The 26503-nt window shown below is 63.0% G+C and carries 23 protein-coding genes and 1 pseudogene; 5 read left to right on the forward strand and 19 right to left on the reverse strand.

Annotated features, from left to right (window positions below; translation table 11 throughout):
* Positions 1–176: 176 nt before the first annotated feature.
* The 5 genes and pseudogenes from HU764_RS07420 to nhaB all read right to left on the reverse strand — a co-directional run bounded on the left by HU764_RS07420 (position 177) and on the right by nhaB (position 4123).
* On the reverse strand, positions 177–1136 hold the full coding sequence (locus HU764_RS07420) for a ribonuclease Z (protein WP_186703737.1): 960 nt from the start codon (positions 1134–1136) through the stop codon (positions 177–179).
* Positions 1137–1153: 17 nt separating this feature from the next.
* Entirely contained in the window at positions 1154–1600 is a 447-nt protein-coding gene (locus tag HU764_RS28055) for an NUDIX hydrolase (protein WP_186681243.1), read from the reverse strand.
* A pseudogene (locus tag HU764_RS28060) lies at positions 1595–1894 on the reverse strand (NIPSNAP family protein); the annotation flags it as partial. The pseudogene HU764_RS28060 and the gene HU764_RS28055, both read right to left, overlap by 6 nt.
* Positions 1895–1976: 82 nt before the next feature.
* Complete coding sequence (locus HU764_RS07435) at positions 1977–2528, reverse strand: lipocalin family protein (RefSeq protein ID WP_186681225.1); 552 nt, start codon at positions 2526–2528, stop codon at positions 1977–1979.
* A 92-nt stretch (positions 2529–2620) separates the two neighbouring features.
* On the reverse strand, positions 2621–4123 hold the full coding sequence (nhaB, locus tag HU764_RS07440) for a sodium/proton antiporter NhaB (protein ID WP_186681223.1): 1503 nt from the start codon (positions 4121–4123) through the stop codon (positions 2621–2623).
* Positions 4124–4273: 150 nt separating this feature from the next.
* Between nhaB and HU764_RS07445 the strand changes: the two genes are divergently transcribed.
* Positions 4274–5086, forward strand: a complete 813-nt coding sequence (locus tag HU764_RS07445) for a crotonase/enoyl-CoA hydratase family protein (RefSeq protein WP_099428805.1) — start codon at positions 4274–4276, stop codon at positions 5084–5086.
* Between the two features lie 34 nt (positions 5087–5120).
* Entirely contained in the window at positions 5121–5951 is an 831-nt protein-coding gene (nudC, locus tag HU764_RS07450) for an NAD(+) diphosphatase (RefSeq protein WP_186681221.1), read from the forward strand.
* On the opposite strand, the gene HU764_RS07455 is transcribed toward nudC, so the two are convergent.
* The 13 genes from HU764_RS07455 to HU764_RS07515 form a co-directional block, all read right to left on the reverse strand.
* A complete protein-coding gene (locus HU764_RS07455; RefSeq protein ID WP_186681218.1) occupies positions 5919–6698 on the reverse strand; it encodes a TSUP family transporter in 780 nt (259 codons plus the stop codon). The two genes, nudC and HU764_RS07455, sit on opposite strands and share 33 nt — an antisense overlap.
* Before the next feature lie 202 nt (positions 6699–6900).
* The gene (locus HU764_RS07460; protein WP_099428807.1) at positions 6901–7731 is read right to left on the reverse strand and encodes an alpha/beta fold hydrolase; all 831 of its coding nucleotides are present in this window, start codon (positions 7729–7731) and stop codon (positions 6901–6903) included.
* A 303-nt stretch (positions 7732–8034) separates the two neighbouring features.
* Entirely contained in the window at positions 8035–9381 is a 1347-nt protein-coding gene (locus HU764_RS07465) for a glutamine synthetase family protein (protein ID WP_217835016.1), read from the reverse strand.
* A gap of 15 nt (positions 9382–9396) precedes the next feature.
* Positions 9397–9948, reverse strand: coding sequence for a helix-turn-helix domain-containing protein (locus HU764_RS07470; protein WP_027592747.1), 552 nt, complete (start codon positions 9946–9948; stop codon positions 9397–9399).
* A complete protein-coding gene (locus HU764_RS07475) occupies positions 9941–11230 on the reverse strand; it encodes an NAD(P)/FAD-dependent oxidoreductase (RefSeq protein ID WP_186703739.1) in 1290 nt (429 codons plus the stop codon). Before HU764_RS07475 ends, HU764_RS07470 begins: the two co-directional genes overlap by 8 nt.
* 164 nt (positions 11231–11394) lie before the next feature.
* A complete protein-coding gene (locus HU764_RS07480; RefSeq protein WP_186681242.1) occupies positions 11395–13353 on the reverse strand; it encodes a DNA topoisomerase III in 1959 nt (652 codons plus the stop codon).
* 235 nt (positions 13354–13588) lie between these two features.
* Entirely contained in the window at positions 13589–14017 is a 429-nt protein-coding gene (locus HU764_RS07485) for a GNAT family N-acetyltransferase (RefSeq protein ID WP_027592744.1), read from the reverse strand.
* Complete coding sequence (locus HU764_RS07490; protein ID WP_099428812.1) at positions 14010–15176, reverse strand: ribosomal protein uL16 3-hydroxylase; 1167 nt, start codon at positions 15174–15176, stop codon at positions 14010–14012. Before HU764_RS07490 ends, HU764_RS07485 begins: the two co-directional genes overlap by 8 nt.
* Positions 15177–15257: 81 nt before the next feature.
* The gene (gene purB, locus HU764_RS07495) at positions 15258–16628 is read right to left on the reverse strand and encodes an adenylosuccinate lyase (protein ID WP_027592742.1); all 1371 of its coding nucleotides are present in this window, start codon (positions 16626–16628) and stop codon (positions 15258–15260) included.
* 246 nt (positions 16629–16874) lie between these two features.
* On the reverse strand, positions 16875–17501 hold the full coding sequence (gene hflD, locus HU764_RS07500) for a high frequency lysogenization protein HflD (protein WP_027592741.1): 627 nt from the start codon (positions 17499–17501) through the stop codon (positions 16875–16877).
* Complete coding sequence (gene mnmA / locus HU764_RS07505) at positions 17498–18622, reverse strand: tRNA 2-thiouridine(34) synthase MnmA (RefSeq protein WP_027592740.1); 1125 nt, start codon at positions 18620–18622, stop codon at positions 17498–17500. The genes hflD and mnmA overlap by 4 nt, the downstream gene beginning before the upstream one ends.
* A 59-nt stretch (positions 18623–18681) precedes the next feature.
* On the reverse strand, positions 18682–19122 hold the full coding sequence (locus HU764_RS07510) for an NUDIX hydrolase (protein WP_186703740.1): 441 nt from the start codon (positions 19120–19122) through the stop codon (positions 18682–18684).
* Between the two features lie 204 nt (positions 19123–19326).
* On the reverse strand, positions 19327–21552 hold the full coding sequence (locus HU764_RS07515) for an NADP-dependent isocitrate dehydrogenase (protein WP_186681206.1): 2226 nt from the start codon (positions 21550–21552) through the stop codon (positions 19327–19329).
* 414 nt (positions 21553–21966) lie between these two features.
* Between HU764_RS07515 and icd the strand changes: the two genes are divergently transcribed.
* The gene (icd, locus tag HU764_RS07520) at positions 21967–23223 is read left to right on the forward strand and encodes an NADP-dependent isocitrate dehydrogenase (RefSeq protein ID WP_186703741.1); all 1257 of its coding nucleotides are present in this window, start codon (positions 21967–21969) and stop codon (positions 23221–23223) included.
* Between the two features lie 69 nt (positions 23224–23292).
* Here the strand turns inward: icd and cspD are convergent, their stop codons facing one another.
* Positions 23293–23571, reverse strand: coding sequence for a cold shock domain-containing protein CspD (cspD, locus tag HU764_RS07525; protein WP_186703742.1), 279 nt, complete (start codon positions 23569–23571; stop codon positions 23293–23295).
* 230 nt (positions 23572–23801) lie between these two features.
* Between cspD and clpS the strand changes: the two genes are divergently transcribed.
* The gene (clpS, locus tag HU764_RS07530) at positions 23802–24164 is read left to right on the forward strand and encodes an ATP-dependent Clp protease adapter ClpS (protein WP_003251220.1); all 363 of its coding nucleotides are present in this window, start codon (positions 23802–23804) and stop codon (positions 24162–24164) included.
* A gap of 30 nt (positions 24165–24194) precedes the next feature.
* Positions 24195–26465 carry an ATP-dependent Clp protease ATP-binding subunit ClpA gene (gene clpA / locus HU764_RS07535; RefSeq protein WP_186681204.1) on the forward strand — a complete coding sequence of 757 codons (2271 nt, stop codon included), beginning with the start codon at positions 24195–24197 and terminating at the stop codon, positions 26463–26465.
* The last annotated feature ends 38 nt before the right edge of the window (positions 26466–26503 follow it).

Here is a 26503-nt window from a genome sequence, read left to right on the forward strand (position 1 = left end):
GTTTGTTCGACGCGATATCGAGCCATACGCCAGGGCGGTCGCGCGCGTTTGCCCCAGGAATAATTGGCCCGAAAAAACGTAGGAGCGAGCGTTGCTCGCGATGCGCCGCGCGGGCGGCGCTCGATCTCATAGGCGCCACAGCCCTAACGGCATGCACCTATCAGCCGCAACCCTATCTACCCCACCACCACAAGACACCCATCCCGCCCAATATGATACCGCTGCAGGTCCTGCGCCAAGGTCAGATGCCCGCTGTAATGCGTCAGGGCCTCCACACGTACATCGTCGATGCACGGGCTGCGCCGCGGATCGCCCTGGTAGCGTGCGCTGAAATGCGTGAGCACCAGGTTGCGCACACCCGCCGCCTCGGCAAACCGTGCCACTTGCGCCGCTGTGCTGTGGCCGAACGTAGCCCCCGTGCGCTCGACGACCGCCTGGGTAAAGGTCGCTTCGTGCACCATCACATCCGCGCCCTTGGCCGCCTCCGCCAACAGCTCGGGGCTGTCGTTGTCACCGCACACGATCACCCGTCGCGCCGGCCGCGATGCGCGCAGGTAGTCTTGGCCGTGCAGGGTCCGCCCCTCATACTCGACCGACAGCCCTTTGGCCAGGTCGCCCCACAACGGCCCGCGTGGAATGCCTTCGGCATCCAGGCGCTGCACGTCCAGGCGCGGCTCAGGGTTGAGCTCGGTGAACACGAAGCCCACGCTCGGCACCCGGTGCGACAGCTGCACGGTACTGACCTGCAGCGTCTCGCTACGCCAGTCAGTCAGGCTTTCAACGGCCAGCAGGCGCACCTCGAAAGGCAGGTAAGTGTCGCTGGCGGTCAAGCCCAGGCGCACCCAGTCATGCAGGGCGGCGGGCAGGATGATATCCAGCGGCTGGGTACGCCCGCTCATCCCGGCGCTGGCCAGCAGGCCGGGCAGGCCGAAGCAATGGTCGCCGTGTACGTGGGTGATGAAGATGCCGCGCAGGTCGCGTATCGACAGCGGCGTCTGCAGCAGCCGATGCTGCGTGCCTTCGCCGCAATCGATCAGGTACCAGTGGCTGCCGCTGGCCTCGATGACGGCCGTGGCACTGACGTTGCGGGCCTTGGTCGGCACCCCGGCACTGGTGCCTAGAAACAGCAGGTCCATGATCAGGCTCCTTTGCTTCAGCCCAGCAGCGACAGGTCGCGCAACAACGCTTGCAGGCCCTGCGGCACAAGCGGGCCGATGCGGTCGAAGTCGGCGCTGTCGCACCACCGGGCGCGGAAGGGGCTGCCGTCGGACTCGCGGCCTTCTACCCAGGTCTGCTGGTAAAGGCTGGCGTCGTCGAAGCGTGCATCGAATACCTGCACAATCTCATGCCCCGGCGTATCGGCATAGTGGAACAAGCTCTCCAGCGTGCCGAGCAACCGCACATCGCTGATCGACTGCCCCAATTCTTCTTCGATTTCCCGGGCGATGGCGTCACGGCCCCGCTCACCAAACTCGATGCCACCCCCGAGTGGGCGGCACAGCGTCTGCTGCGTCACCGGGTCGTCGAAGACGTTGACCAGAATCTTCCCTTGGTGATGGAAAACGCACAGCGCCAGCGAGCGAATGCGCGGTTCGAGCAACGGCTTGAGGAAGCTGCGTTCATAGCTGTGGATGAACCGTTGCTCAGTGGCCAGGGCGACTGCAGCGATGCATTCCGGGTCGGTCTCTGCCTGCTTGCGGTACTGCTCGTAGGCGGCCAGGCTGGAAAAACTGAACAGGCAGTAGGCGATGTTGTTGGCACCTTCGGCAGGCAGGAAATAGCCATGGTGCTTGCCGCCCATGCGCGTGACCAGGCGCATCCACAGGCGCGAATAGGCTTCGAAGGCCGGTAGCTGGTAAGGGTCGACGGTGTATTTGACGTGGCAGGTGATCAACGGCTCGTTCCTTCGAGGGGAGGCGGGGCGCACACCTTAGCCTGCTTGCCCCGCGTCGTCGACATGCCAGCCGCGCGGCGGGCTAGCCCTCCTGGCGCCAGATCAGCTTGCTGGTGTCGTAGCCTTGCTTGCGGGCAATCGACAGCAGTTCCTCGCGTTCCTGGTCGGTGATTGCCGGCGTGCGTGAGAGCAACCATAGGTACTCGCGGTTCGGGTGCCCGACCAGGGCCACGCGGTAGTCCTTGTCGTGGTAAAGCACCCAGTACTCACCCTTGGTCAGGCCTGGAGCCAGCCGGCTGAACCAATTGTCGAACTGCACCCAGAGCTTGTCGGTCTTGCCCGGTTGCTGGGCTTCGGCGATGCCCTTGGCCTCGTTCCACTGGCCGTCCTTTTCCTTGCAGCGGTTGTTGACGTCGATGCGCCCGTCCTCACGCAAGCCGTAACGCGCTTCGGATTGCACGCAGTTGCGCTGAAAGAACATTGGCAGGCGCGCCAGCTCATACCAGGTGCCCTGGTAGCGTTGCAGGTCGACCTGCTGGGTGGTCGGCGGCGTGCGGTGTTCATCGTTCGAACCCGCGCAGCCGACCAGGGCAAGGGTCATGCAGGAAAGCATCAGTGCCGTGCGCATCGCCATAGCGAACCTCCTTGAAGCGGATGTGGATTTACCTTTGCTTCGATGCGGGCGTGCGGGAAAAGTTGTATCGAATATCCCCACGCCGCCAGGTTTTACAGCCAGTAAGTCACCGCCCACCAGCCCAGCCCACCCATGACCACGGTATAGGGCAACGCCATCCACACCATGCGCCCGTACGACAGGCGGATCAGCGGTGCAATCGCCGAGGTCAGCAGGAACAGGAACGCCGCTTGCCCATTCGGCGTTGCCACGCTCGGCAAGTTGGTGCCGGTATTGATCGCCACCGCCAGCGTCTCGAAATGCTCGCGGCTCATGCCACCGTTCATGAAGGCCTGCTTGACCTCGGTAATGTAGATAGTGGCGACGAACACGTTGTCGCTGATCGCCGACAGCAAACCGTTGGCCAGGTACAGCATGCCCGGTTGTTGTTCGGCGGGCAGCGCCAGTACCCAGGCGATCAGCGGGCTGAACAACTGCTGCTGATGGATCACCGCGACCACGGCGAAGAACACCACCAACAGCGCGGTGAACGGCATGGCATCCTGGAAGGCGCGGCCCAGGCGGTGTTCGTCGGTGATGCCGGTGAACGCAGTGATCAACACGATTACCAGCAGGCCGATCAGGCCCACTTCGGCAATGTGCAGGCCCAGGCAGATGATCAGGATCAGCGCGGCGCTGCCTTGTACCCACAGCGCGGCGCGCTGTGCCGGCGTACGGGCGGCGTCATCTTCGGCGGCGTAGGCAGCCAGCACCTGGCGCACGCGTTCAGGCATCAGTGTGCCGTAGCCGAACAGGCGTAGTTTTTCCAGCGCTACGCAGGTCAACAGCCCGGCGCCGAGCACCGGCAACGACACCGGGGCGACCTTGAGGAAGAAGTCGGCGAAGTGCCAGCCCATTTCATGGCCTATCAGCAGGTTTTGCGGTTCGCCCACCAGCGTGCACACGCCGCCCAATGCAGTGCCCACCGCACCGTGCATCAACAGGCTGCGCAGGAAGGCGCGGAACTGGTCGAGGTCTTCACGGTGCAGTTGCGGGATCTGCTGGTCGCTGTCGAGCGCGCTTTCTTCACGCGGGTTGGCACCCGAAGCAACGCGGTGAAAGACCGCGTAGAAGCCCACGGCAGCGCTGATGATCACCGCCGTGACTGTCAGCGCATCGAGAAAGGCCGAGAGGAACGCTGACAGCACGCAGAACAGCAGCGACAGGGCCGCCTTCGAGCGCACACCGAGCAAGATCCGCGAGAACAGGAACAGCAGCAGCTCTTTCATGAAGTGAATGCCGGCGACCATGAACATCAGCAGCAGGATCACCGGGAAGTTGTGCAGCAGCTCTTCGTACAGGGCCTGTGGGGTGGTCATCTCGAGCAGCAGTGCTTCGACCAGCAACAAGCCGCCAGGCATCAACGGGTAGCACTTGAGCGCCATGCCCAGGGTGAAGATGAATTCGATCACCAGCACCCAGCCCGCCGTGACCGGGCCCGCAGTCAGCAACAGCAAGGGGTTGAGCACCAGGAACAGGCCGATGACAGCCTTATACCAAAGCGGTGACTGGCCCAGGAAGTTGTGGGCGAGCGCACCGGGCAGGGAGCGGGGCATGAATATGTATCCTTATGATTCAGCGATGGCGCACGGTGCCGGATCGAGCCGACTTAGGCAAGATTTGCCGTCCTGCTTTTGGCACAAGTGCGGCCTCCTGGCTGGGTTAACATCCTGCGTCATGACCCTTTCCCAGCAGGAGTGCCGCCCGTGACCGAGTACAGCGCGTTCAAGGTTGAACTGACTGATAGCATCGCCCACGTCCAGATCAACCGCCCCGAGAAAGTCAACGCGATGAACGCTGCCTTCTGGGAGGAGATCATCGACATCTTCCAGTGGGTCGACGACACCGATGCGGTGCGCGCCGTCGTCATTAGCGGTGCGGGCAAGCATTTCTCTGCCGGCATCGACCTGATGATGCTGGCCTCGCTGGCCGGCCAGTTGGGCAAGGACGTTGGCCGTAATGCGCGCTTGTTGCGCAGCACCATCCTGCGCCTGCAGGCGTCGTTCAATGCCGTCGACAAATGCCGCAAGCCGGTGCTGGCGGCAGTCCAGGGCTACTGCATTGGGGGCGCCATCGACCTCATCTCGGCGTGCGACATGCGCTACTGCAGCCAAGATGCGCAGTTCTCGATCAAGGAAATCGACATGGGCATGGCCGCCGATGTCGGCACGCTGCAACGTTTGCCACGTATCATTGGCGACGGCATCATGCGCGAGCTGGCATTCACCGGGCGCAACGTCGAGGCCGATGAGGCGCTGCGCATCGGCCTGGTCAACCGGGTCTATGATGATCAGGCCGCGCTGCTTGACGGGGTCTTTGCCATCGCCCGTGAGATTGCCGCAAAATCGCCGATCGCCGTGGCCGGCACCAAGGAAATGCTCAGCTACATGCGTGACCATCGCATTGACGATGGCCTTGAATACATCGCCACCTGGAACGCCGCGATGCTGCAGTCTGAAGACCTGCGCGTGGCCGTGGCGGCGCACATGAGCAAACAGAAACCGACGTTCGCCGACTGACTGGGTCGGGGGGCGCGCAGCAAGGAACCCCGACATGTCAGCACGCTGGACTACCGCAGTACTCGACCCGCAGATCACCGGGGGCTTGGCCGTCGCCCGCAGCCCGGAAGGGTTCCTGGTGGACGACAACGGCGCGCTGTTCCCCCGCGAATGGCTCAAGCGCCAGGACCTGGACGTGCTGTGCGAGCATGGCATCGGTCACTTCGATGGCGAGCCGGTGTTCCTGCTTGCACTGCGCGGCGCCACCGACCTGCCAGGTTGCAGCTGGCGTGGCCTGCGCGCGTTCATGCTCGAAGGCGACTTCGACCTGTACAAGGTGCTGGGTTATGCCGCGCAGATTGGTACCTGGGCCCGCGAGCACCGTTTTTGCGGTAGCTGCGGTCAGGCGATGACGCAAATCCGTTGGGAGCGGGCGATGTACTGCCAGCCCTGCGACCTGCGCAGCTACCCGCGCATTTCGCCGAGCATGATCGTGCTGGTCACCCGCGGTGACGAGATTCTGCTGGCGCGCTCGCCGCGTTTCGTCACCGGTGTCTACAGCACCTTGGCGGGTTTTGCCGAGCCCGGCGAGTCGGCCGAGGATTGCCTGGTGCGCGAAGTGCGTGAAGAGGTAGCGGTCGAGGTGCAGAACATCCGTTACGTCGGCAGCCAGTGCTGGCCGTTCCCGCATTCGATGATGCTGGGGTTCCATGCCGAGTACGCGGGCGGCGAGATCGTCATGCAGCCCGACGAGATCGAGGATGCCCAGTGGTTCAGCGTGCATGACCTGCCGCCGCTGCCGGCCGGGCGTTCCATCGCCCGGTACCTGATCGATTTGTACGTGGCTGAACGCTTAGGCCTGCCCGAACCAGTGCTGCCACGCTAGGCGCACGGTAAGCGCCAGCACCACGGTGATGAAGACCGGGCGGATGAACTTGCTGCCGCCGCTGATCGCCGTGCGTGCGCCGAAGAACGCACCCACCATCACCGACAGGCCCATGCACAGGCCGACGACATAATCCACCTGCCCGGAAATGATGAACACCGTCAGCGCCGCGATGTTGCTGACGAAGTTCATGCTGCGCGCCACACCGCTGGCGCGCACCAGGTCGATCGGGTACAGCAGCAGGGTGCTCACGGTCCAGAACGCACCAGTGCCGGGGCCCGCTACGCCATCGTAGAAGCCCAGCGTGAAGCCTTGGGGGGCCTGCCATTTCTTCTTGATCGGTGCGTCGGCATCCAGCGGCGCCTTGGGCGTGCCGCCGAACAGCAGGTAGACGCCGCAGGCGAAGACCACGACCGGGAGCATCTTGTTCAGCCATTCGGCGGGCAGGTAGTGGGCGATCACCGCACCCAGCGAGGCGCCTACCAGGGTAGCGAACAACGCCGGGCGCCACTGCGCGGGGTGGAACAGTTTGCGCTTGTAGTAAGTGAAGCCGGCCGTGGCCGAGCCGAAGGTAGAGCTGAGCTTGTTGGTGCCCAGCACCAGGTGTGGCGGCATGCCGGCGGTGAGCAGGGCCGGGGTGGTGAGCAGGCCGCCGCCGCCGGCGATGGCGTCGATGAAGCCGGCGACGAAGGCGACCAGGGCCAGGATGAGTAGGGTGAGGGGTTCTACGGTGAGTTCGAAGGGCATTGGTTTTTTGTGCACACAGGAAGGCAAGGGCGCGGCAAACAGCCGCGCTAGAAGTGCCACATGTTAGTCCTGGCGGCTGTATGTTGCCAATGCGGGCCCTTTCGCGGGCAAGCCCGCTCCCACAGGTTTTCACTGGTTCGAAGGCAGTGAAAGTCGTGTGGGAGCGGGCTTGCCCGCGAAAAGGCCGCTACAGGGGGTTACATCAACTCCGTATAAACGCCAGCAAATCCGCATTGATCACATCGGCATGGGTGGTCGGCATGCCGTGCGGATACCCTTTGTAGGTCTTCAACGTGCCATTAGGCAGCAACTTGGCCGACAACGGGCCCGCGTTCTCGTAAGGCACGATCTGGTCATCGTCACCGTGCATGACCAGCACCGGCTGGGTGATGCGCTTGAGGTCCTCGGTGAAGTCAGTCTGCGAAAACGCCACGATGCCGTCGTAGTGCGCCTTGGCACTGCCGATCATGCCTTGGCGCCACCAGTTGCCGATGATGCCTTCCGACGGTTTGGCCCCGGGCCGGTTATAACCGTAGAAAGGCCCCGTGGGCACGTCGCGGTAGAACTGCGCCCGGTTACTCGCGACCTGGGCCTGGAAGCCGTCGAAGACCGACTTGGGCAGGCCGCCTGGGTTGGACGGTGTCTGCACCATCAGCGGTGGCACTGCAGCAATCAGTACCGCCTTGGCCACCTTGTCGCCGGGGTAGCGTGCCATGTAGCGCACCACTTCGCCGCCCCCCGTGGAATGGCCGACATGCACCGCACCCTGGATGCCCAGGTGGTCGACCACGGCGGCTACGTCATCGGCGTAGTGGTCCATGTCATGGCCATCCCACACCTGGCTAGAGCGCCCGTGGCCGCGGCGGTCGTGGGCGACCACGCGAAAGCCTTGGGCCAGGAAGAACAGCAACTGGGCATCCCAGTCATCGGCACTGAGCGGCCAGCCGTGGTGGAAGTGAATGACCGGCGCATCGCGCGGGCCCCAGTCTTTGTAGAAGATCTGAACGCCATCCTTCGTGGTTACGTAGCTCATGGTCGCGTCTCCTCTATGCAGGGGATTGCCAAGTGAGCTATTGAGAATAGGAGAGATTTCTGAGTTGTCAGTACTGGCCTCTTCGCGGGGCAAGCCCGCTCCCACAGGAATACCACCGTCTCTAACCGGGTAGTAAACCTGTGGGGGTGAGCTATTGAGAGTAGGAGAGATTTCTGTGTTGTCAGTACTGGCCTTTTCGCGGTGCAAGCCCGCTCCCACAGGTATATCACCGTCTTTAACCTGGTAGTAAACCTGTGGGAGCGGGCTCGCCCCGCGAAAGGGCCGGCACCGGCAATCGAGCCATTACAGGAACCAGCGGTACTCCCTGGCGCTGACTTCTTGCATGAATGCCAAGTGGTCTTGCCGCTTGTTCTCGCAATACACCATCACGAATTCTTCCCCCAGCCCCTCATTCACTGCGGGGTGGCTGCGCATCGCGGGGACTGCGCTGAGCATGTCCTTGGGGAAGTCGATGCCGCTGCCGCGGTCTTCGTTCAGCGGTGTGATCGGCTCCTGCGCCGCATCCAGGCCATGCTCCATCCCGCACAGGATCGCCGCCAGCACCAGGTACGGGTTGGCATCCGCGCCAGCCAGACGATGCTCGATGCGCAAATTGCGTACATCGGACTCGGGAATGCGTATGCACGCATCGCGGTCTTCATAGCCCCAGCTCGCACGGCTGGCGGCGTTGACCATGGCGCCGTAGCGACGGAACGCATTGTGGTTGGCTGCAAAGATCGGCATGCAGTGCGGCAGGACCGCCAGGCAGCCCGCCACCGCATGGCGCAGCGGGCGTTGCCCATCGGCAGCCAGCAGGTTGTTGCCGTCGTTGTCGTACAGGCTGACGTGTACATGCATGCCGCTACCAGGGGCGTGCAGGTAGGGTTTGCTCATGAACGAAGCACGCAGCCCGTGCTTGAGCGCCACGCCACGGGTGCTGCGGCAGAACAGGGCAGCCCAGTCGGCGGCGCGCAGGCCGTCGTCGCAGTGGCCGAAATTGATCTCGAACTGGCCCGGCCCCAGTTCGGCCGTGATGACATTGGCATCCACCCCTTGGGCATTGGCCGTTTCGACCATGTCGCGCAGCACGTCGCTGAAGCGCGACAGGCGCTCGATGTGCATGTTGGGCTGATCGTCCGGGTCATCGCTGAACGGGTCGCGGGGGAACTGCGGCAGCCCTTCCTTCAGTGCCCGTTCGAACAGGTAAAACTCCAGCTCGAACGCCACCACCGGGCGAATGCCACGCCGCGCCAGGCGTTGCAGTACGCGGGCGAGCACTTCCCGGGGCTCGAACTCGATGGGCGCGGCGGTGCCGTCGGAGCTGATCAACATCTGCCCCAGCGGCTCGCGCTCCCAGGTGACTGGCTTGAGGGTGCCGGGGATCAGGCGCCGCACGGCATCCGGGTCGCCGTCGCTGAAACAGTAGTCACCAATCGGGAACAGCCCGCCCTGTACCCCTAGCAACACGCAGTTCTGCGGCAGTTTCAGCGGGCTGCCGGCGGCGACCTTTTCCAGCATGTCGACGGGGTAGCGCTTGCCGTAGAAATGCCCGGGGATGTCCAGGCTCAGCAGGTCGACTTGGCGTACTTCGGGGTAGCGGGCACGGAAGGCGCGTACTTCACTGAGCAGATCGGGAAAACCTGTTGTGATGGTCATGCTGTGCTCTCATCGGAAGACCCAGAGAACCCGGGTCGTCTGGTCGGTCAGGTTGGCGTAGCGGAACTGGCTGTGCGGCGGCAGCTGAAAGCTGTCGTTGCGCCGGAGCGTGACGGCCTCGGCGTGGCCATCGCGCCACAGCGTCAGCTCACCTTCCAGGACGAAACCGCCTTGCTCGGAACTGTCGTTCAGGTGCCCCTCGCCACTGCTGGCGCCGGGCGCCAAGTGGCTTTCGAGCATGGAAAAGCCGCCATTCAAGGTAGGCGACACCAGCACATCGCTGATGCCTTCGGCGTAGTAAATGGTGCGCCGCTCACCTGGTCGGGTAACCCAGTCCAGCGGCCGGGGTTGGCCGGCCTGGTAGAAGTAGGTGGTCGGTACGTGCAGCGCTTCGCTGATTGCGGTCAGGTCGGCCACGGTCGGCCGTGACAAGCCGCGCTCGACCTGTGACAGAAACCCCAGTGAGCGCTTGACCTTACCGGCCAACTCGTCGAGCGTCAGCCCGCGGTGCTTGCGCAGGTCGCGAATCAGCAGCGCCAGTGTTTGAACTTCATCAGACATGGTCGCGCAACCTGTACCAGGCTTTGGCTGCGGCTTCCAGCGGTGCGGCCATCAAGTCGCCGCCTGGGAAGCGGCCGTTATCGATACCTTGGTACAGCGCCAGCAGGTCGTCGTTGCCAAGGATCGCATCGCTGACCGCCCGCGCCCCGGCCAGGGTCGGCAGCACGCCGTGGCCCGAGAAGCCTTGTAACCAATAGCGCTCGCCGTCCCGGCCGATGTCGGGGGTGCGCTGGATGCTGCAGTCGATGTGGCCGCCCCAGGCATAGTCGATGGCCACGCCGGCCAACTGCGGGAACACCCGTTCAAGGTAAGGGCGGGTGGCGCTGGCCACATCCTTGGGGATGCCGCCCAGGTAGGTGCAGCCGCCGCCAAACAGCAGGCGGTTGTCGGGGGTAAGGCGGAAATAGTCGGGTACGAACTGGTTGTCGATCACGCAGCTGTTGCGCGGCAACAATGACTTGGCGAAGTCGGCTTCCAGAGGCGCGGTGGCGACCTGGTAGGAGCCGACGGGCAGCAAGCGGCGCGACAGGTCCGGGTCGAGGCGGTCGATGTACGCGTTGCAGGCCAATACCAGAATTTGGCTGTGTACCTCGCCATGCTCAGTGCGGGTCACATAACCGTTGCCAGTCTGCTGGTAGCCGAGCACCTGGCTTTGCTCGAAAATATGGCCACCGGCTGCTTCGATATTGCTGGCAAGGCCTTGGGCGAGCTTGAGGGGGTTGAGGTGGGCGCCTTTGGCGTCATACAGCGCGGCTTGGTAGCGTGGGCTGTCGATCCACTGGGGTAGCTCGTCGCGCCCTATCAGGCGCAGGGCGTCATAGCCCCATTTGGTTTCGGCGTCGTGCAGGGCTTCTTCAAGCATTTTTACGCGGCGCGGCAGCACGGCTGTCCACAAGCTGCCAAGCCGGTAGTCGATATCGAAGCCATGGCGCTGTGGCAGCTCACGCATTTCATCGGCCGCCCAGCACATGCTGTCCCACAAGCGCCGGGTGCGTTCTACGCCAAGGGCCTTCTCCAGCGGTGGCATGTCGCACGACCAGCCCAGCAACGCTTGGCCGCCGTTGCGCCCGGAAGCGGCCCACGCCACACGGCTTGCTTCCAGCAGCGTGACACGCTTGCCGGCCATGGTCAGTCTCAGGGCGGTGTGCAGGCCGCTGAAACCTGCGCCGACGATGAGGATGTCGGTGTCGTGGCGGCCTTGCAGGGTGGGGCGCAGGGGAATGCGGGTGGGGTAGGTCTGGGCGTAATAGCTGGCGATGTGTTGCGCGGATTGCTTGAACATGCCGGTGCCTCATGAAAATTATTGTGATTATTTTCATGAAAATTTAGCAGGTAAATTTCACGGCGCCAGTGCGTTGGTCGGGTTTTATGGTTTACCTGTGTTTTGGTGGTGCCTGTGCTGGTCCTTTCGCGGGCAAGCCCGCTCCTACAGATACACCTCAGGCTTCAGGTCGCTGCCTTTTTACGAGGCTGCCTTGGCTTGCCTGCGGTCGGTTTGCTTCCGGTGGCTTTACTTTTGCCGCCGCCCCGGCGCTTCTTTTTCCAAGGTGGCGCTGCGCCGGCCGCTGGCGCGGTAATGGTCATGCGCATGCTGCTGCAGCGTTCGACCAGCTTACCCATCCAGGCCGACTGCCGGGCGACGAACTCTTCCAGGCTCATTTCGCCGCTCTGCACCATGTCCAGGGCCTGCTCCCAGATGGCCGTCGTCCCGGGGTCGGCAATGGCCCTGGGTACGGCGTCGATGAGGCTGAAGGCTGCGGGCGTCGCGGATAAGGCCTTGCCGTTCTTGACCAGATAACCACGGTCGAGCAGGCCCTGGATGATGCTGGCCCGTGTCGCTTCGGTGCCGATGCCCGTGGTTTCCTTGAGCTTCTGCTTCAACCGCGGGTCATCTACCAGTTTGGCGACGTTTTTCATGGCCTTGATCAGGTCGCCTTCGGTAAAGGGCTTGGGTGGCTGGGTCCACATGTCCTTGAGTTGCAGTCCTTGCACGTTGCAGTCCTGGCCTTCGCGCAGGGCTGGCAGAACCTGGGCCGGCGGCGCCTCGCGGCCTTTGGCCGGGGTCAGCGCCTCGGGCAAGGCACGGCGCCAGCCAGGCTCGACGATCTGCTTACCCACAGCACGCAAGGCATGGCCTGCACAGTCGAAATCGGCCTGGGTGCGGTCGTACTCGTGGTTGGGCAGGAACTGCGCCAGGTAACGGGCGCGGATGAGGGTGTAGACCGCCTTGTACTTAGCGGGCAGGCGCGAGGGGTCGCTGGCCGCGGCAGTGGGGATGATGCCGTGGTGGGCGCTGACCTTGGCGTCGTTCCAGGCGCGGGAGCGACGCTGGGGCTCCAGGTGAGCCTGCAGCGGCGCCAGGCTGGCATCGGCGCGCTGCAGGGCGGCAAGGATGGCGGGGGCCTCGGCGTGCTGGCTCAGCGGCAGGTAACCACAGTCGCTGCGCGGGTAGGTGATCAGTTTGTGGGTTTCGTACAGGGCCTGGGCGATGTCGAGGGTTTCCTGGGCGCCGAAGCCGAACTTCTTTGAGCACAGCTCCTGCAGGGTGCCCAGGTCGAAGGGTAGGGGGGCGGCTTCGCGTACGCGTTCAGTCGCCACCTTGGCCACGCGGGCAGTGCCCGCATTGCCCATGTCGGCGGCAGCCTGTTGCGCCAGCACCTGGTTGAGGCACCGGCCCTGGTCGTCACAAGCATCTTCTGGTGCTCGCCACTGAGCGTTGAAGCCCTGGCCAGCCTGTTCGAGTTGCACGTCGATGGCCCAAAACGGTACCGGGACGAAGTCGGCGATGCTGCGATCACGGTCCACCACCAGGCGCAGGGTCGGGGTCTGTACCCGGCCTACCGGCAGTACGCCCTGGTAGCCGGATTGGCGCCCGAGCAAGGTGAATAGCCGGCTCATGTTCATGCCGATCAGCCAGTCGGCGCGGGAGCGGCCCAGCGCCGAGTGATAAAGGCTGAAGGTTTCCTGGCCCGGCAGCAGGCGTGCCAGGGCCTTGCGGATGGAGGCATCATCAAGGGCCGACAGCCACAGGCGCTGGATCGGCCCGCGGTAACGGCAGTGCTCGACCAGTTCGCGGGCGATCATTTCGCCTTCGCGGTCGGCGTCGGTGGCGATGACCAGCTCGCGCGCCTCGCCTAGCAGGCGTTTGACGGCCTTGAACTGGCTGGCGGTCTTGGGCTTGACCAGCATCTTCCATTTTTCGGGAATGATCGGCAGGTCGGCGAGGTTCCAGCGCTTGTAGCGTTCGTCATAACTGTCGGGCGGGGCGGTTTCGAGCAGGTGGCCGATGCACCAGGTGACGCAGACGTCGGTGCCTTGCCAGCAGCCGTCGGCCTTGCGGTTGGCGCCGAGCACTTTGGCGATGTCTTTTGCCTGGGAGGGTTTTTCGCAGAGGAACAGGCGCATGGCCGAGCACGCTTCATCGGGGGTGATGGGCACTAGGATGCGCAAGCAGGGGCGCAGAGGCAAGTTTTATCTGGATGGATGTACAGGTTTTTGTCAGTGGAGATGTATTGTCTTTGCTGGCCTCTTCGCGGGGCAGGCCCGCTCCCACAAGTCTTGCACTGATCCTGAATGCAGTGGAGGACCTGTGGGAGCGGGCTTGCCCCGCGAAGGGGTCAGTGAAACCACGGCTTATGGATCAGGCGCGCGAGTCGCGCACCATGTCCACATGCGGGATGCCGGCTTCAAGGAACTCTTCGCTGACTACGCGAAAGCCCAAGCGCTCGTAGAACGGCGTGGCGTGTACCTGGGCACTGAGCATCTGCTGCTTCAGGTCGCTGTTCTGGGCCTCGACGATGACCGCATTCATCAGCGCATCGCCAACCTTCAGGCCGCGCCAGTCCTTGAGCACCGAGACCCGGCCAATGGTGCCGTCAGGCAGCAGGCGGGCGGTACCGATCGGGTAGTCACCCTCCAGGGCCAGGAAGTGCACCGCGGTCGGATCGTCCGAATCCCACTCAAGCTCCGGTGGTACGTGCTGTTCGGCAATGAACACCGCCTCACGGATGCGGCGGATGTCGGCGTTGTCCTTATGCCAGTCGGCGAGGCGCACACGAATCTTATTCATTGGCGAATCCCAGGCTTCCTTGTTTGATCAGCTGCTGTACCAGCATAAGGCCATCTTCATCCTGCAGCCACTCTGCAAGGTTTTCGATGTGTAACGCATCGGCAGCACAGACCAGCTTCAGCAGCTCACGCAGTTTGGCCGGCAATGGGCAGCTGCGGCCGCTGGCGAACAGCATCAGGTCGTCGTTGAGCTCGGACCAGGCCATGCGCGCGCTTGGGTTGCGGATCAGGATGGCGCCATCTTCCAGCGCTTCGATCAGCTGTTCCTCAGTGAGCTCTTCACCCACGACCTGCTCCGGGTAGCGCGGCTCGGTCATGAACTGGCCGAACCAGGTCAGCAGCAGGTCTTTGTCACCCATGTGCTTGTCGAGCAGGCCTTTGAGGCGGTCGAGGGCGTCGTGCTGGATCTGGTGCGGGTCGCTGACCGGCTGGGCGTCGGCGTCGCTGTAGCGCTCTTCGTCCGGCAGGAACTGGCCGAGGAAGTCGGTGAAGTGGGTCAGCACTTCAGCAGCGCTTGGCGCGCGGAAGCCGACCGAGTAGGTCAGGCAGTCGTCTTCGGCTACGCCGTAGTGGGCCAGGCGCGGCGGCAGGTAGAGCATGTCGCCAGGTTCCAAGGTCCACTCACCGCTCTGTTCGAAGTCGGCGAGGATGCGCAGGTCGGCGTGCTCGATCAGCGGGCTTTCGCTGTTGCACATCTGGCCGATCTTCCAGTTGCGCTTGCCGTGGCCTTGCAGCAGGAACACGTCGTAGTTGTCGAAGTGCGGGCCGACGCTGCCACCTGGGGCTGCAAAGCTGACCATCACGTCGTCGATGCGCCAGCTGGGCAGGAAGCGGAATTCTTCCAGCAGTTCGGCCACTTCCGGGACGAACTGGTCCACGGCCTGTACCAGCAAGGTCCAGTCACGCTCGGGCAGGGTGGCGAAGACTTCTTCTTCGAACGGGCCGCGGCGCAGCTCCCACGGGCGCTCGCCGTGTTCGAGCACCAGGCGCGATTCGACTTCTTCTTCCAGCGCCAGGCCGGCCAGTTCGTCGGGCTCGATCGGGCTGATGAAGTCGGGGAAGGCCTGGCGTACCAGCAGGGGCTTCTTCTGCCAGTAGTCGCGCATGAATTCGCGGGCCGAGATGCCGCCCAGCAGCTGCAGTGGAGTATCAGGATTCATGTTCAACCTATTGAAAAAACGTAATTTTCGTCCGGGAATAAAAACGCCCGGCTAAGCCGGGCGTTGAACGCGACGGTCAGCTTAGATGCGTTTGGCCTGTGCTGCCGCGTTACCGATGTAAGTGGCAGGGGTCAGCTGCTTGAGCTCGGCCTTGGCGTCGGCTGGCATGTCCAGGCCGTCGATGAAGGTCAGCAGCGCCTCAGGGGTGATGCCCTTGCCACGGGTCAGCTCTTTGAGCTTCTCGTACGGGTTCTCGATGTTGAAGCGGCGCATGACCGTCTGGATCGGCTCGGCCAGAACTTCCCAGCAGGCGTCCAGGTCGGCGGCGATACGTGCGGTGTTGACTTCCAGCTTGCCGATGCCCTTCAGGCTGGCTTCGTAGGCGATGACGCTGTGAGCGAAGCCCACGCCCAGGTTGCGCAGCACGGTGGAGTCGGTCAGGTCGCGCTGCCAGCGCGAGATCGGCAGCTTGCTGGCCAGGTGCTGGAACAGCGCATTGGCGATACCCAGGTTGCCTTCAGAGTTCTCGAAGTCGATCGGGTTGACCTTGTGCGGCATGGTCGACGAGCCGATTTCACCGGCGACGGTCTTCTGCTTGAAGTAGCCCAGCGAGATGTAGCCCCAGACGTCGCGGTCGAAGTCGATGAGGATGGTGTTGAAGCGGGCAATCGCGTCGAACAGCTCGGCGATGTAGTCGTGCGGCTCGATCTGCGTGGTGTACGGGTTGAACTGCAGGCCCAGCTCGTCTTCGATGAAGGCGCGGGCGTTGGCTTCCCAGTCGATCTGCGAGTAGGCCGACAGGTGGGCGTTGTAGTTGCCCACGGCGCCGTTGATCTTGCCCAGCAGTGGCACGGCGGCTACCTGGGCGATCTGACGCTCCAGGCGGTACACGACGTTGGCCAGCTCTTTACCCAGGGTGGTCGGCGAAGCCGGTTGGCCGTGGGTGCGCGACAGCATCGGCACGTCGGCCAAGGCGTGGGCCTGGGCGCGGATGGCGTCGGCGATCTGGCGCATCAGCGGCAGCAGCACGTCGTCACGGCCAGCGCGCAGCATCAGGGCGTGGGACAGGTTGTTGATGTCCTCGCTGGTGCAGGCGAAGTGAATGAACTCGCTGACCTTGGCCAGCTCAGGCAGTTGGGCAGCCTGCTCTTTGAGCAGGTACTCGATGGCCTTGACGTCGTGGTTGGTGGTGCGCTCGATTTCCTTGACGCGTTCGGCGTGCTCGAGCTTGAAGTCGGTGGCCAGAGTGTCCAGCAGGGCGTTGGCTTCGGCGGAGAACGCCGGTACTTCGCCGATCTGCGGGTGGGCGGCCAGGCGCTGCAGCCAGCGCACTTCGACCAGGGCGCGGAAACGGATCAGGCCGTATTCGCTGAAAATGGGGCGCAAGGCCTGGGTTTTGCCGGCATAACGGCCGTCTACAGGGGAAACCGCAGTGAGCGAGGAAAGCTGCATGGGGTGTTCTCGGACAGTCAGGCTTTTGGAAGGGCGCATATCATACATGAAAAAAGCGCCCGGGTCGGGTGGCTGACCAAAGGTCGGGCCTATAAAAACATCTCGCAGTGCCTTTGTGGGAGCGGCCTTGTGTCGCGAAAGGGTTGCGCAGCAGCCCCGTCAATCTTGAGTCAGGCCTGAGAGGCTGGGGCTGCTGGGCAGCCCATTCGCAGCACAAGGCTGCTCCTACAAGGGTCGGCGTTGCCTTCAGGAAGGCGTACGCATCATGTCGTACAGTTCGTTCAGCAGCTTGCGACGGCTGAACACCAGCTGCCAGCGATGGCCGCCCAGCTGGCGCCACAGGCGCGCGGCGCGGATGCCGGCCAGCAGCAGGGCGCGGATTTTGGAGGCGTTGCTGGCCTGCTGCAGGAAGCGCATGTCGCCGTGTACCTGGATACGCTGGCGCAAGGTGCTCAGGGTGTCCTGGTACAAGGCGCCACTGGAAGCGATGACGTTTTCATGAACCAGGCCGAAATGGTCAGCCTGTGACTGGATTTGCGGCAGGCGGTTGCCGATGGTGTCGAGCAGGTCGCCGCGCTTGGCCAGTTGGCGTTCCAGGCCCAGCATGGACAGGGCATAGCGCAAGGGCTCGCGCTGCAGGCTGCTGGGGTCGCGCTCCAGGGCGCCGACCAGGGCGCGGTAGCCGTCCCGCAGGTTGAGGTCGTCACCGCCGAACACCTCCAGGGTGTCCTTGGGGTCGCGCACCAGCAGGCTACCCAGCATGCAGCCGATGTTGGCCTCGCTGGCCTGGCCGGTGCGGGCGATGCGGTCGACCAGCACGGCGGCTTGGAATACGCCGCCCAGGGCAATCAATTGCTCCTGCAGGTTGCTCATGCGCGCGGGCTCCAGGGCTCGGCAGTCTCGATCACGCCGCCACCCAGGCACACCTCACCGTCATAGAACACCACCGACTGGCCTGGGGTGACCGCGCGTTGCGGTTCGTCGAACACGGCGCGGTAACCGCTCTCGGTCAGTTCCAGGGTGCAGTGCTGGTCGCTCTGGCGGTAGCGCACCTTGGCGGTGAGCTTGCGCGGGCTGCTGAGGTCGATCGGGTTGACCCAGTAGATTTCCGAGGCGAGCAGGGCGCGGGAGAACAGCCAAGGGTGTTCATTGCCCTGGCCGACCACCAGCACATTGCGGGCCAGGTCCTTGTGCAGCACGTACCACGGCTCGTCGCCGGCGTCCTTCAGGCCGCCAATACCCAGGCCTTGGCGCTGGCCGATGGTGTGGTACATCAGGCCATGGTGGCGGCCGATGACTTCGCCGTCGGTGGTCTGGATTTCACCGGGCTGGGCTGGCAGGTACTGCTTGAGGAAGTCGCTGAAACGGCGCTCGCCGATGAAGCAGATACCGGTGGAGTCTTTCTTCTTGGCGGTGGCCAGGCCATGCTTTTCGGCAATGGCGCGTACCTCTGGTTTTTCCAACTCCCCGACAGGGAACAGGGTGCGGGCGATCTCTTTGCCGCCAACCGCATGCAGGAAGTAGCTCTGGTCCTTGTTCGGGTCCAGGCCCTTTAGCAGCTCGGTGAGCGCGCCGGTGTCGCGACGGCGCACGTAGTGGCCGGTGGCGATCAGGTCGGCGCCCAGCGACAGGGCGTAGTCGAGGAACGCCTTGAACTTGATTTCGCGGTTGCAGAGGATGTCCGGGTTAGGCGTGCGGCCGGCTTTGTACTCTTCGAGGAAGTGCTCGAACACGTGGTCCCAGTACTCGGCGGCGAAGTTGGCGGTGTGCAGCTTGATGCCGATGCGGTCGCACACGGCCTGGGCGTCGGCCAGGTCTTCGCGGGCGGTGCAGTATTCGGTGCCGTCGTCCTCTTCCCAGTTCTTCATGAACAGCCCTTCCACCTGGTAGCCCTGCTCCATGAGCAGAAGGGCGGAGACGGAGGAGTCCACGCCGCCGGACATGCCGACGATGACGCGGGTCTTGGCGGGGTCTTTGAGTGCTGGGCTGGTCATGGCTACCGATGTGTATCAGAGGGGAAAAACGCCGATTCTATCAAACCCGAGGCTGCACGTCAGTCGCGCAGCAGCGTGAGGCTGTGCAGCGGGCCGGCGAGGTAGTCGTCGAGGCAGCGCGGCACCAGCTCGCTGCGCCAGCGGGTGGGGTCGGCCAGCAGCTCGTCGCGGGTCAGCCAGACGGCGCGGACGATGTCGGTGTCCAGTGCCAGGTCAGCATGATGGCGCACGGGGCGGGCGGCGAAGCAGATGCGCTGGTAGGTCACGCCATTGCTGGGGGCGGTGTACAGGTAGATGCCGACCACGCCGGTCAGTTCGACTTCCCAGGCGGTTTCTTCGAGGGTTTCGCGCAGGGCGGCCTGGGGCAGGGTTTCGTTGGGTTCGAGGTGGCCGGCAGGTTGGTTGAAGACGTGCTGGCCGGCTTTGAATTCTTCGACGAACAGGAATTTACCTTCGTGCTCGACGAGGGTGGCGACGGTGATGTGGGGTTGCCAGGTCATTGAAGTGTCCTTGTCGATTGCCGGGACCGCGTTGCGGTCCATCGCCGGCAAGCCAGCTCCCACAGGTGGTGCATAAATCTCAGGGTATGCACATTGCCTGTGGGAGCTGGCTTGCCGGCGATGGGCTGCAAAGCAGCCCCCAAGATCCAGAAAGCACAAACCCCGGTGCGTGGCCGGGGTTTGTGGGGTTACTTCAAGCGGACCTTACAGGGCGGCAATGGCGCTGTTGAAGGTCTGGCTTGGGCGCATCACCTTGGCGGTCAGCTCGGCATTCGGGGCGTAGTAGCCGCCGATGTCGGCCGGCTTGCCTTGAACGGCGTTGAGCTCGGCGACGATGGTCGCTTCGTTCTCGGCCAGGGCTTTTGCCAGCGGTGCGAAGCGCGCCTGCAGGGCGGCGTCGTCAGTCTGAGCAGCCAGGGCCTCGGCCCAGTACAGGGTCAGGTAGAAGTGGCTGCCGCGGTTGTCGATACCGCCGACTTTGCGCGAAGGCGACTTGTTGGTGTCGAGGAACTTGCCGGTGGCCTGGTCCAGGGTATTGGCCAGGACTTTGGCGCGCGGGTTGTCGTAAGTGTTGCCCAGGTGCTCCAGGGAAGCGGCCAGGGCCAGGAATTCACCCAGCGAGTCCCAACGCAGGAAGTTCTCTTCAACCAACTGCTGCACGTGCTTCGGTGCCGAACCGCCAGCGCCGGTTTCGAACAGGCCACCGCCGTTCATCAGTGGGACGATCGACAGCATCTTGGCGCTGGTGCCCAGCTCCATGATCGGGAACAGGTCGGTCAGGTAGTCGCGCAGCACGTTGCCGGTCACCGAGATGGTGTCCTTGCCTTCGCGGATGCGAGCCAGGGAGAACTTGATGGCATCGACCGGTGCCAGGACACGGATGTCCAGGCCAGCGGTGTCGTGATCCTTCAGGTACTTCTGGACTTTCTCGATCATCACGCCGTCGTGGGCGCGAGCCGGGTCCAGCCAGAACACCGCCGGGGTGTTGCTCAGGCGGGCACGGTTGACGGCCAGCTTGACCCAGTCTTGGATCGGCGCGTCTTTGGTCTGGCACATGCGGAAGATGTCACCAGCTTCGACGTTCTGCTGCAGCACGACCTGGCCTTTGCCATCGACCACACGAACCACGCCATCGGCCTGGATCTGGAAGGTCTTGTCGTGGGAGCCGTACTCTTCGGCTTTCTGCGCCATCAGGCCAACGTTCGGCACGCTGCCCATGGTGGTCGGGTCGAAGGCACCGTTGACTTTGCAGTCTTCGATGGTGGCCTGGTAGATGCCGGCGTAGCAGCGGTCCGGGATGATCGCCTTGGCGTCTTGCAGCTCACCGGCGGTGTTCCACATCTTGCCCGAGTCACGGATCATGGCCGGCATCGAGGCGTCGACGATGACGTCGCTCGGCACGTGCAGGTTGGTGATGCCTTTGTCGGAGTTGACCATGGCCAGGGCCGGGCGAACGGCGTACAGGGCCTGGATGTCGGCTTCGATCTCGGCCTGCTTGTCAGCTGGCAGGTCTTTGATGCGGGCGTACAGGTCGCCGATGCCGTTGTTGGCGTTGAAGCCTACTTCAGCCAGTGCAGTGGCGTGCTTGGCCAGCACGTCGTTATAAAACTCTTCGACGATGACGCCGAACATGATCGGGTCGGAGACCTTCATCATGGTGGCTTTCAGGTGCACCGACAGCAGCACGCCGGAGGCCTTGGCATCGGCGATCTGCTCGGCAATGAAGGCTTTCAGGGCTTTGCGGCTCATGGTCGCGCAGTCGACGATTTCGGCAGCCTTGACCGCGGTCTTGGCTTTCAGGACGGTGGTGGTGCCGTCTTTGGCGACCAGCTCGATGCGCAGGCTGTCGTCGGCCTCGATCAGGGCGGCTTTTTCGCTGCCGTAGAAGTCGCCTTGGGTCATGTGGGCAACGTGCGACTGCGAGTCGGCAGCCCAGGCGCCCATCTTGTGCGGGTGCTTGCGTGCGTAGTTCTTGACCGACAGCGGCGCGCGGCGGTCAGAGTTGCCTTCGCGCAGTACCGGGTTAACGGCGCTGCCTTTGATGCGGTCGTAACGGGCGCGAGATTCTTTTTCGGCCTCGGTGGACGGCTCGTCGGCGTAGTCAGGGATGTTGAAGCCCTTGCCTTGCAGTTCCTTGATCGCGGCCTTGAGCTGCGGTACCGAGGCGCTGATGTTCGGCAGCTTGATGATGTTCGCTTCAGGCGTGGTAGCCAGTTGGCCCAGTTCCGCCAGGTGATCGCCTACTTGCTTCTCGGCGCCCAGTTGCTCCGGGAATGCCGCGAGGATACGGCCGGCCAGGGAGATGTCGCGAGTTTCGACGGCGATGTCAGCGGAAGCGGTGAAGGCTTCGACGATCGGCAGCAGCGAGTAGGTGGCGAGGGCGGGGGCTTCGTCGGTGAAGGTATAGATGATCTTGGAACGGGTGGGCATGCGGGTTAACTCTCTATGTGCTGAGCGTACTCGAGTCTCGAGGTGCGCAGGGTAGGCGCTTCGCCCTGGCGACGCCATGAGCGGAAAGTCGAGAGGCTGCGAGCGGTGATGGTGGATGCATCAGTCGAGCGTCAAGTGCTGAACTGCGGTAACAGCCCAGGCTTTGTGGCCGTTCTTGGCCAAGGGCGAGCCGCATTTTCCTAGGGATCGCCCCAATGACCCTTCGGTCGCGGCGGAGTATATCAAACCCTTTGGGCTAATCAGCAAGGCCAAGTGACATCGGCGCCATTTATAAGACCAAAGACGTAGGGGCAATGTGGCGCGATGTCGCAGCCCTTGCAGGTCAGCAGATGTGGTTTAGGCTCATTGGATTGCAGGATGTCCAATCACACCCGAAAGCGGAGTAGTGCAAGCATGGGATACCAGAAAATCAAGGTTCCGACCGACGGCACCAAGATCACCGTCAATGCAGACCATTCGCTCAATGTGCCCGATAACCCCATCATTCCTTATATCGAAGGCGATGGGATTGGCGTCGATGTCTCGCCGGTGATGATCAAGGTCGTGGACGCCGCCGTGCAGAAGGCCTACGGCGGCAAGCGCAAGATTGCCTGGATGGAGGTGTACGCGGGTGAGAAGGCCACCCAGGTCTACGACCAAGACACCTGGCTGCCGCAGGAAACCCTCGATGCGGTGCGCGAGTACGTGGTGTCGATCAAGGGCCCGCTGACCACGCCGGTCGGGGGCGGTATCCGCTCGCTGAACGTGGCGTTGCGCCAGCAGCTTGACCTGTACGTGTGCCTGCGCCCGGTGGTGTGGTTCCAGGGCGTACCGAGCCCGGTGAAAAAACCGGGCGATGTCGACATGGTGATCTTCCGCGAGAACTCCGAAGACATCTACGCCGGCATCGAATGGAAAGCCGGCTCGCCCGAGGCGAACAAGGTGATCAAGTTCCTCAAGGAGGAAATGGGCGTCACTAAGATCCGTTTCGACCAGGACTGCGGTATCGGCGTCAAACCCGTTTCCCGCGAGGGCACCAAGCGCCTGGTGCGCAAGGCCCTGCAATACGTGGTGGACAACGACCGCGAGTCGCTGACCCTGGTGCACAAGGGCAACATCATGAAGTTCACCGAAGGGGCCTTCAAGGATTGGGGCTACGAGGTGGCCCGTGACGAGTTTGCTGCCGAGCTGCTCGACGGCGGCCCCTGGATGAAGTTCAAAAACCCCAAGACCGGGCGTGAGGTCATCGTCAAGGATGCCATCGCCGACGCCATGCTCCAGCAGATCCTGCTGCGCCCCGCTGAATACGACGTGATCGCCACCCTCAACCTCAACGGTGACTACCTGTCCGACGCCCTGGCAGCAGAGGTGGGTGGTATCGGCATTGCACCGGGTGCCAACCTGTCGGATACCGTGGCCATGTTCGAGGCCACCCACGGCACCGCGCCCAAGTACGCCGGGCAGGACAAGGTCAACCCGGGGTCAGTGATTCTGTCTGCAGAGATGATGCTGCGCCACATGGGCTGGACCGAGGCGGCCGACCTGATCATCAAGGGCACCAATGGCGCGATTGCCGCCAAGACCGTGACCTATGACTTCGAACGCCTGATGGACGGGGCGACGTTGGTGGGCAGCTCGGGCTTTGGCGATGAGATGATCAAGCATATGTGAGGCAAGAGAAAACCGGTCGCCTGGCTAAAGAGGCGACCGGTTTTTTCGTATACCCACACGGAGCAGTGGTCAGGCTCTGGCGGTTTCGCTTGCAGTCTGGCCTTGGGCCTTGGCAGCCGCAGCGGCAGCGGCGTCCTTAGCGGCAGCGGCGTCCTTTATGTTGACCGCGTGCAGGCCTTTGGGGCCCTGGATGATGTCGAACTCCACGGACTGGCCAGCCTTCAGCGTCTTGTATCCGTCCATCTGGATGGCCGAGTAATGAGCGAAAAGGTCATCGGATTTACCTTCCTCGTTGATGAATCCGTAGCCCTTGGCATTGTTGAACCACTTGACTTTACCGCTTGCCATCCCTATGTCCCTCTGCAAAGGACTCCATCACTGGAGTATCATCCACTTCATCCGCATACGAACCATGCGAAAAATCTGGTTGACTGCGCGGATCTTTATCGACCACGGTGGGTTCTTATTGGTTGTAACACCGTTTTGCCGATAGTCAAGGTCATGCGGCGCGTGCGCCGGAGGCTGACTTTGCGCTCAACCCACAACTTTAACCTGTCGATCATGATGAAATTCTTTCCATGCATGCACCTAGTGAGATTCGACTAACATTCAATCAGGATCGCCCGCAATCGAATGAGGACGACGGCTCAGGTCTTGCTGTCCAGGAAGCCAAGCCGATCCTGCAGGCGCCACCGATGTACAAGGTGGTTTTGTTCAACGATGACTACACACCAATGGATTTCGTCGTCGAAGTGCTCGAGACGTTCTTCAGTCTGAACCGCGAGCTGGCGACCAAGATCATGCTGACCGTCCATACCGAGGGGCGGGCAGTGTGCGGATTGTTTACCCGTGACATCGCCGAAACAAAGGCCATGCAGGTCAACCAATACGCCAGGGAAAGCCAGCATCCGCTACTCTGTGAAATCGAGAAGGACGGTTAATCGCCGACCACTTGGGTATGAGGTGAAGCTATGTTAAACCGCGAGCTCGAAGTCACCCTCAATCTGGCCTTCAAGGAGGCTCGTTCGAAGCGTCATGAGTTCATGACCGTCGAACATCTGTTGCTGGCACTCCTTGACAATGAGGCTGCTGCGACCGTTCTGCGCGCCTGTGGCGCCAATCTCGACAAACTCAAGCACGACCTGCAAGAGTTCATCGATTCCACCACACCCCTGATTCCGGTCAACGACGAAGACCGCGAAACCCAGCCGACCCTGGGCTTCCAGCGTGTGCTGCAGCGTGCCGTGTTCCATGTGCAGAGCTCCGGCAAGCGCGAAGTGACCGGCGCCAATGTGCTGGTGGCGATCTTCAGTGAACAGGAAAGCCAGGCCGTGTTCCTGCTCAAGCAGCAGAGCGTGGCCCGTATCGACGTGGTCAACTACATCGCTCACGGTATTTCCAAGGTGCCGGGCCATGGCCCCAACACCGAAGGCGACCAGGAGATGCAGGACGAGGACGGTGGCGAAACGTCATCGTCGAGCAACCCACTGGACGCCTATGCCAGCAACCTGAACGAACTGGCACGTGCCGGGCGTATTGACCCGCTGGTGGGCCGTGAGCAGGAAGTCGAGCGTGTTGCGCAGATCCTGGCGCGCCGGCGCAAGAACAACCCGCTGCTGGTCGGTGAGGCCGGGGTGGGCAAGACGGCCATCGCCGAAGGCCTGGCCAAGCGTATCGTCGACGGCCAGGTACCTGACCTGCTGGCCCAGAGCGTGGTGTATTCCCTCGACCTGGGTGCGCTGCTGGCCGGTACCAAGTACCGCGGCGACTTCGAGAAGCGTTTCAAGGCGCTGCTCGGCGAACTGCGCAAACGCCCGCAGGCGATCCTGTTCATTGACGAGATCCATACCATCATCGGCGCCGGTGCGGCTTCCGGTGGGGTCATGGATGCGTCCAACCTGCTCAAGCCGCTGCTGTCGTCTGGCGACATTCGCTGCATCGGTTCGACTACCTTCCAGGAATTCCGCGGCATCTTCGAGAAGGACCGTGCCCTGGCGCGGCGTTTCCAGAAGGTTGATGTCAGCGAGCCTTCGGTGGAAGACACCGTGGGGATCCTGCGCGGGCTCAAGGGCCGGTTCGAGAGCCACCACAACATCGAGTACAGCGATGAAGCCCTGCGCGCCGCTGCAGAGCTGGCCTCGCGCTACATCAACGACCGGCACATGCCGGACAAGGCCATCGACGTGATCGACGAGGCGGGTGCCTACCAGCGCCTGCAGCCTGAGGCAAACCGAGTCAAGCGTATCGAGGTGCCACAAGTCGAAGACATCGTCGCCAAGATCGCGCGGATTCCGCCGAAGCATGTCACCAGTTCCGACAAGGAGCTGCTGCGCAACCTTGAGCGTGACCTGAAGCTGACCGTGTTCGGGCAGGACGCGGCCATCGACTCGCTGGCGACGGCGATCAAGCTGTCCCGTGCGGGGCTCAAGGCGCCCGACAAGCCGGTGGGTTCGTTCCTGTTCGCCGGGCCAACCGGTGTCGGCAAGACCGAAGCGGCGCGGCAGTTGGCCAAGGCGCTGGGTGTGGAGCTGGTGCGCTTCGACATGTCCGAGTACATGGAGCGGCATACCGTTTCGCGCTTGATCGGTGCACCGCCTGGCTACGTCGGGTTCGACCAGGGTGGCCTGTTGACTGAGGCGATCACCAAGCAGCCGCATTGCGTGTTGTTGCTGGACGAAATCGAGAAGGCGCACCCTGAAGTCTTCAACTTGCTGCTGCAGGTGATGGACCACGGCACGCTGACCGACAACAACGGGCGCAAGGCGGACTTCCGTAACGTGATCCTGATCATGACCACCAACGCCGGGGCTGAGACTGCGGCGCGGGCTTCGATCGGGTTTACCCATCAGGACCATGCGTCCGATGCCATGGAAGTCATTCGCAAGAGCTTCACGCCGGAGTTCCGCAACCGCCTGGACACAATCATCCAGTTTGGCCGCCTGAGCCACGAAACCATCAAGAGTATCGTCGACAAGTTCCTTATCGAACTGCAGGCGCAGCTGGAAGATAAACGTGTGCTGTTGGAGGTCAGTGATGACGCACGAGGCTGGCTGGCGGCGTCGGGCTACGACGTGCAGATGGGTGCACGGCCGATGGCGCGGCTGATCCAGGACAAGATCAAGCGGCCGCTGGCTGAAGAGATCCTGTTCGGTGAGCTGGCCGAGCATGGCGGCGTGGTGCACGTCGACTTGCGCGATGGCGAGTTGGTGTTCGACTTCGAAACCACGGCTGAGGTGGCGTGATAGCGGGGGCCGCTTTGCGGCCCATTCGCAGCGCAAGG

This window comes from Pseudomonas kermanshahensis (genome assembly GCF_014269205.2).
Lineage (GTDB): Bacteria > Pseudomonadota > Gammaproteobacteria > Pseudomonadales > Pseudomonadaceae > Aquipseudomonas > Aquipseudomonas kermanshahensis.

Excerpts from the sequence above, each read along its gene's own strand:
- HU764_RS07485 (WP_027592744.1), bottom strand. The coding sequence starts at position 14,017 with ATGAATAAGATTCGTGTGCGCCTCGCCGACTGGCATAAGGACAACGCC.
- hflD (WP_027592741.1), bottom strand. The coding sequence starts at position 17,501 with ATGAGCAACCTGCAGGAGCAATTGATTGCCCTGGGCGGCGTATTCCAA.
- clpA (WP_186681204.1), top strand. The coding sequence starts at position 24,195 with ATGTTAAACCGCGAGCTCGAAGTCACCCTCAATCTGGCCTTCAAGGAG.
- HU764_RS07420 (WP_186703737.1), bottom strand. The coding sequence starts at position 1,136 with ATGGACCTGCTGTTTCTAGGCACCAGTGCCGGGGTGCCGACCAAGGCC.
- HU764_RS07490 (WP_099428812.1), bottom strand. The coding sequence starts at position 15,176 with ATGAATCCTGATACTCCACTGCAGCTGCTGGGCGGCATCTCGGCCCGC.
- HU764_RS07515 (WP_186681206.1), bottom strand. The coding sequence starts at position 21,552 with ATGCCCACCCGTTCCAAGATCATCTATACCTTCACCGACGAAGCCCCC.
- icd (WP_186703741.1), top strand. The coding sequence starts at position 21,967 with ATGGGATACCAGAAAATCAAGGTTCCGACCGACGGCACCAAGATCACC.
- nudC (WP_186681221.1), top strand. The coding sequence starts at position 5,121 with ATGTCAGCACGCTGGACTACCGCAGTACTCGACCCGCAGATCACCGGG.
- nhaB (WP_186681223.1), bottom strand. The coding sequence starts at position 4,123 with ATGCCCCGCTCCCTGCCCGGTGCGCTCGCCCACAACTTCCTGGGCCAG.
- cspD (WP_186703742.1), bottom strand. The coding sequence starts at position 23,571 with ATGGCAAGCGGTAAAGTCAAGTGGTTCAACAATGCCAAGGGCTACGGA.
- HU764_RS07435 (WP_186681225.1), bottom strand. The coding sequence starts at position 2,528 with ATGGCGATGCGCACGGCACTGATGCTTTCCTGCATGACCCTTGCCCTG.
- purB (WP_027592742.1), bottom strand. The coding sequence starts at position 16,628 with ATGCAGCTTTCCTCGCTCACTGCGGTTTCCCCTGTAGACGGCCGTTAT.
- HU764_RS07460 (WP_099428807.1), bottom strand. The coding sequence starts at position 7,731 with ATGAGCTACGTAACCACGAAGGATGGCGTTCAGATCTTCTACAAAGAC.
- mnmA (WP_027592740.1), bottom strand. The coding sequence starts at position 18,622 with ATGACCAGCCCAGCACTCAAAGACCCCGCCAAGACCCGCGTCATCGTC.
- HU764_RS07475 (WP_186703739.1), bottom strand. The coding sequence starts at position 11,230 with ATGTTCAAGCAATCCGCGCAACACATCGCCAGCTATTACGCCCAGACC.
- clpS (WP_003251220.1), top strand. The coding sequence starts at position 23,802 with ATGCATGCACCTAGTGAGATTCGACTAACATTCAATCAGGATCGCCCG.
- HU764_RS07470 (WP_027592747.1), bottom strand. The coding sequence starts at position 9,948 with ATGTCTGATGAAGTTCAAACACTGGCGCTGCTGATTCGCGACCTGCGC.
- HU764_RS07455 (WP_186681218.1), bottom strand. The coding sequence starts at position 6,698 with ATGCCCTTCGAACTCACCGTAGAACCCCTCACCCTACTCATCCTGGCC.
- HU764_RS07510 (WP_186703740.1), bottom strand. The coding sequence starts at position 19,122 with ATGACCTGGCAACCCCACATCACCGTCGCCACCCTCGTCGAGCACGAA.
- HU764_RS07480 (WP_186681242.1), bottom strand. The coding sequence starts at position 13,353 with ATGCGCCTGTTCCTCTGCGAAAAACCCTCCCAGGCAAAAGACATCGCC.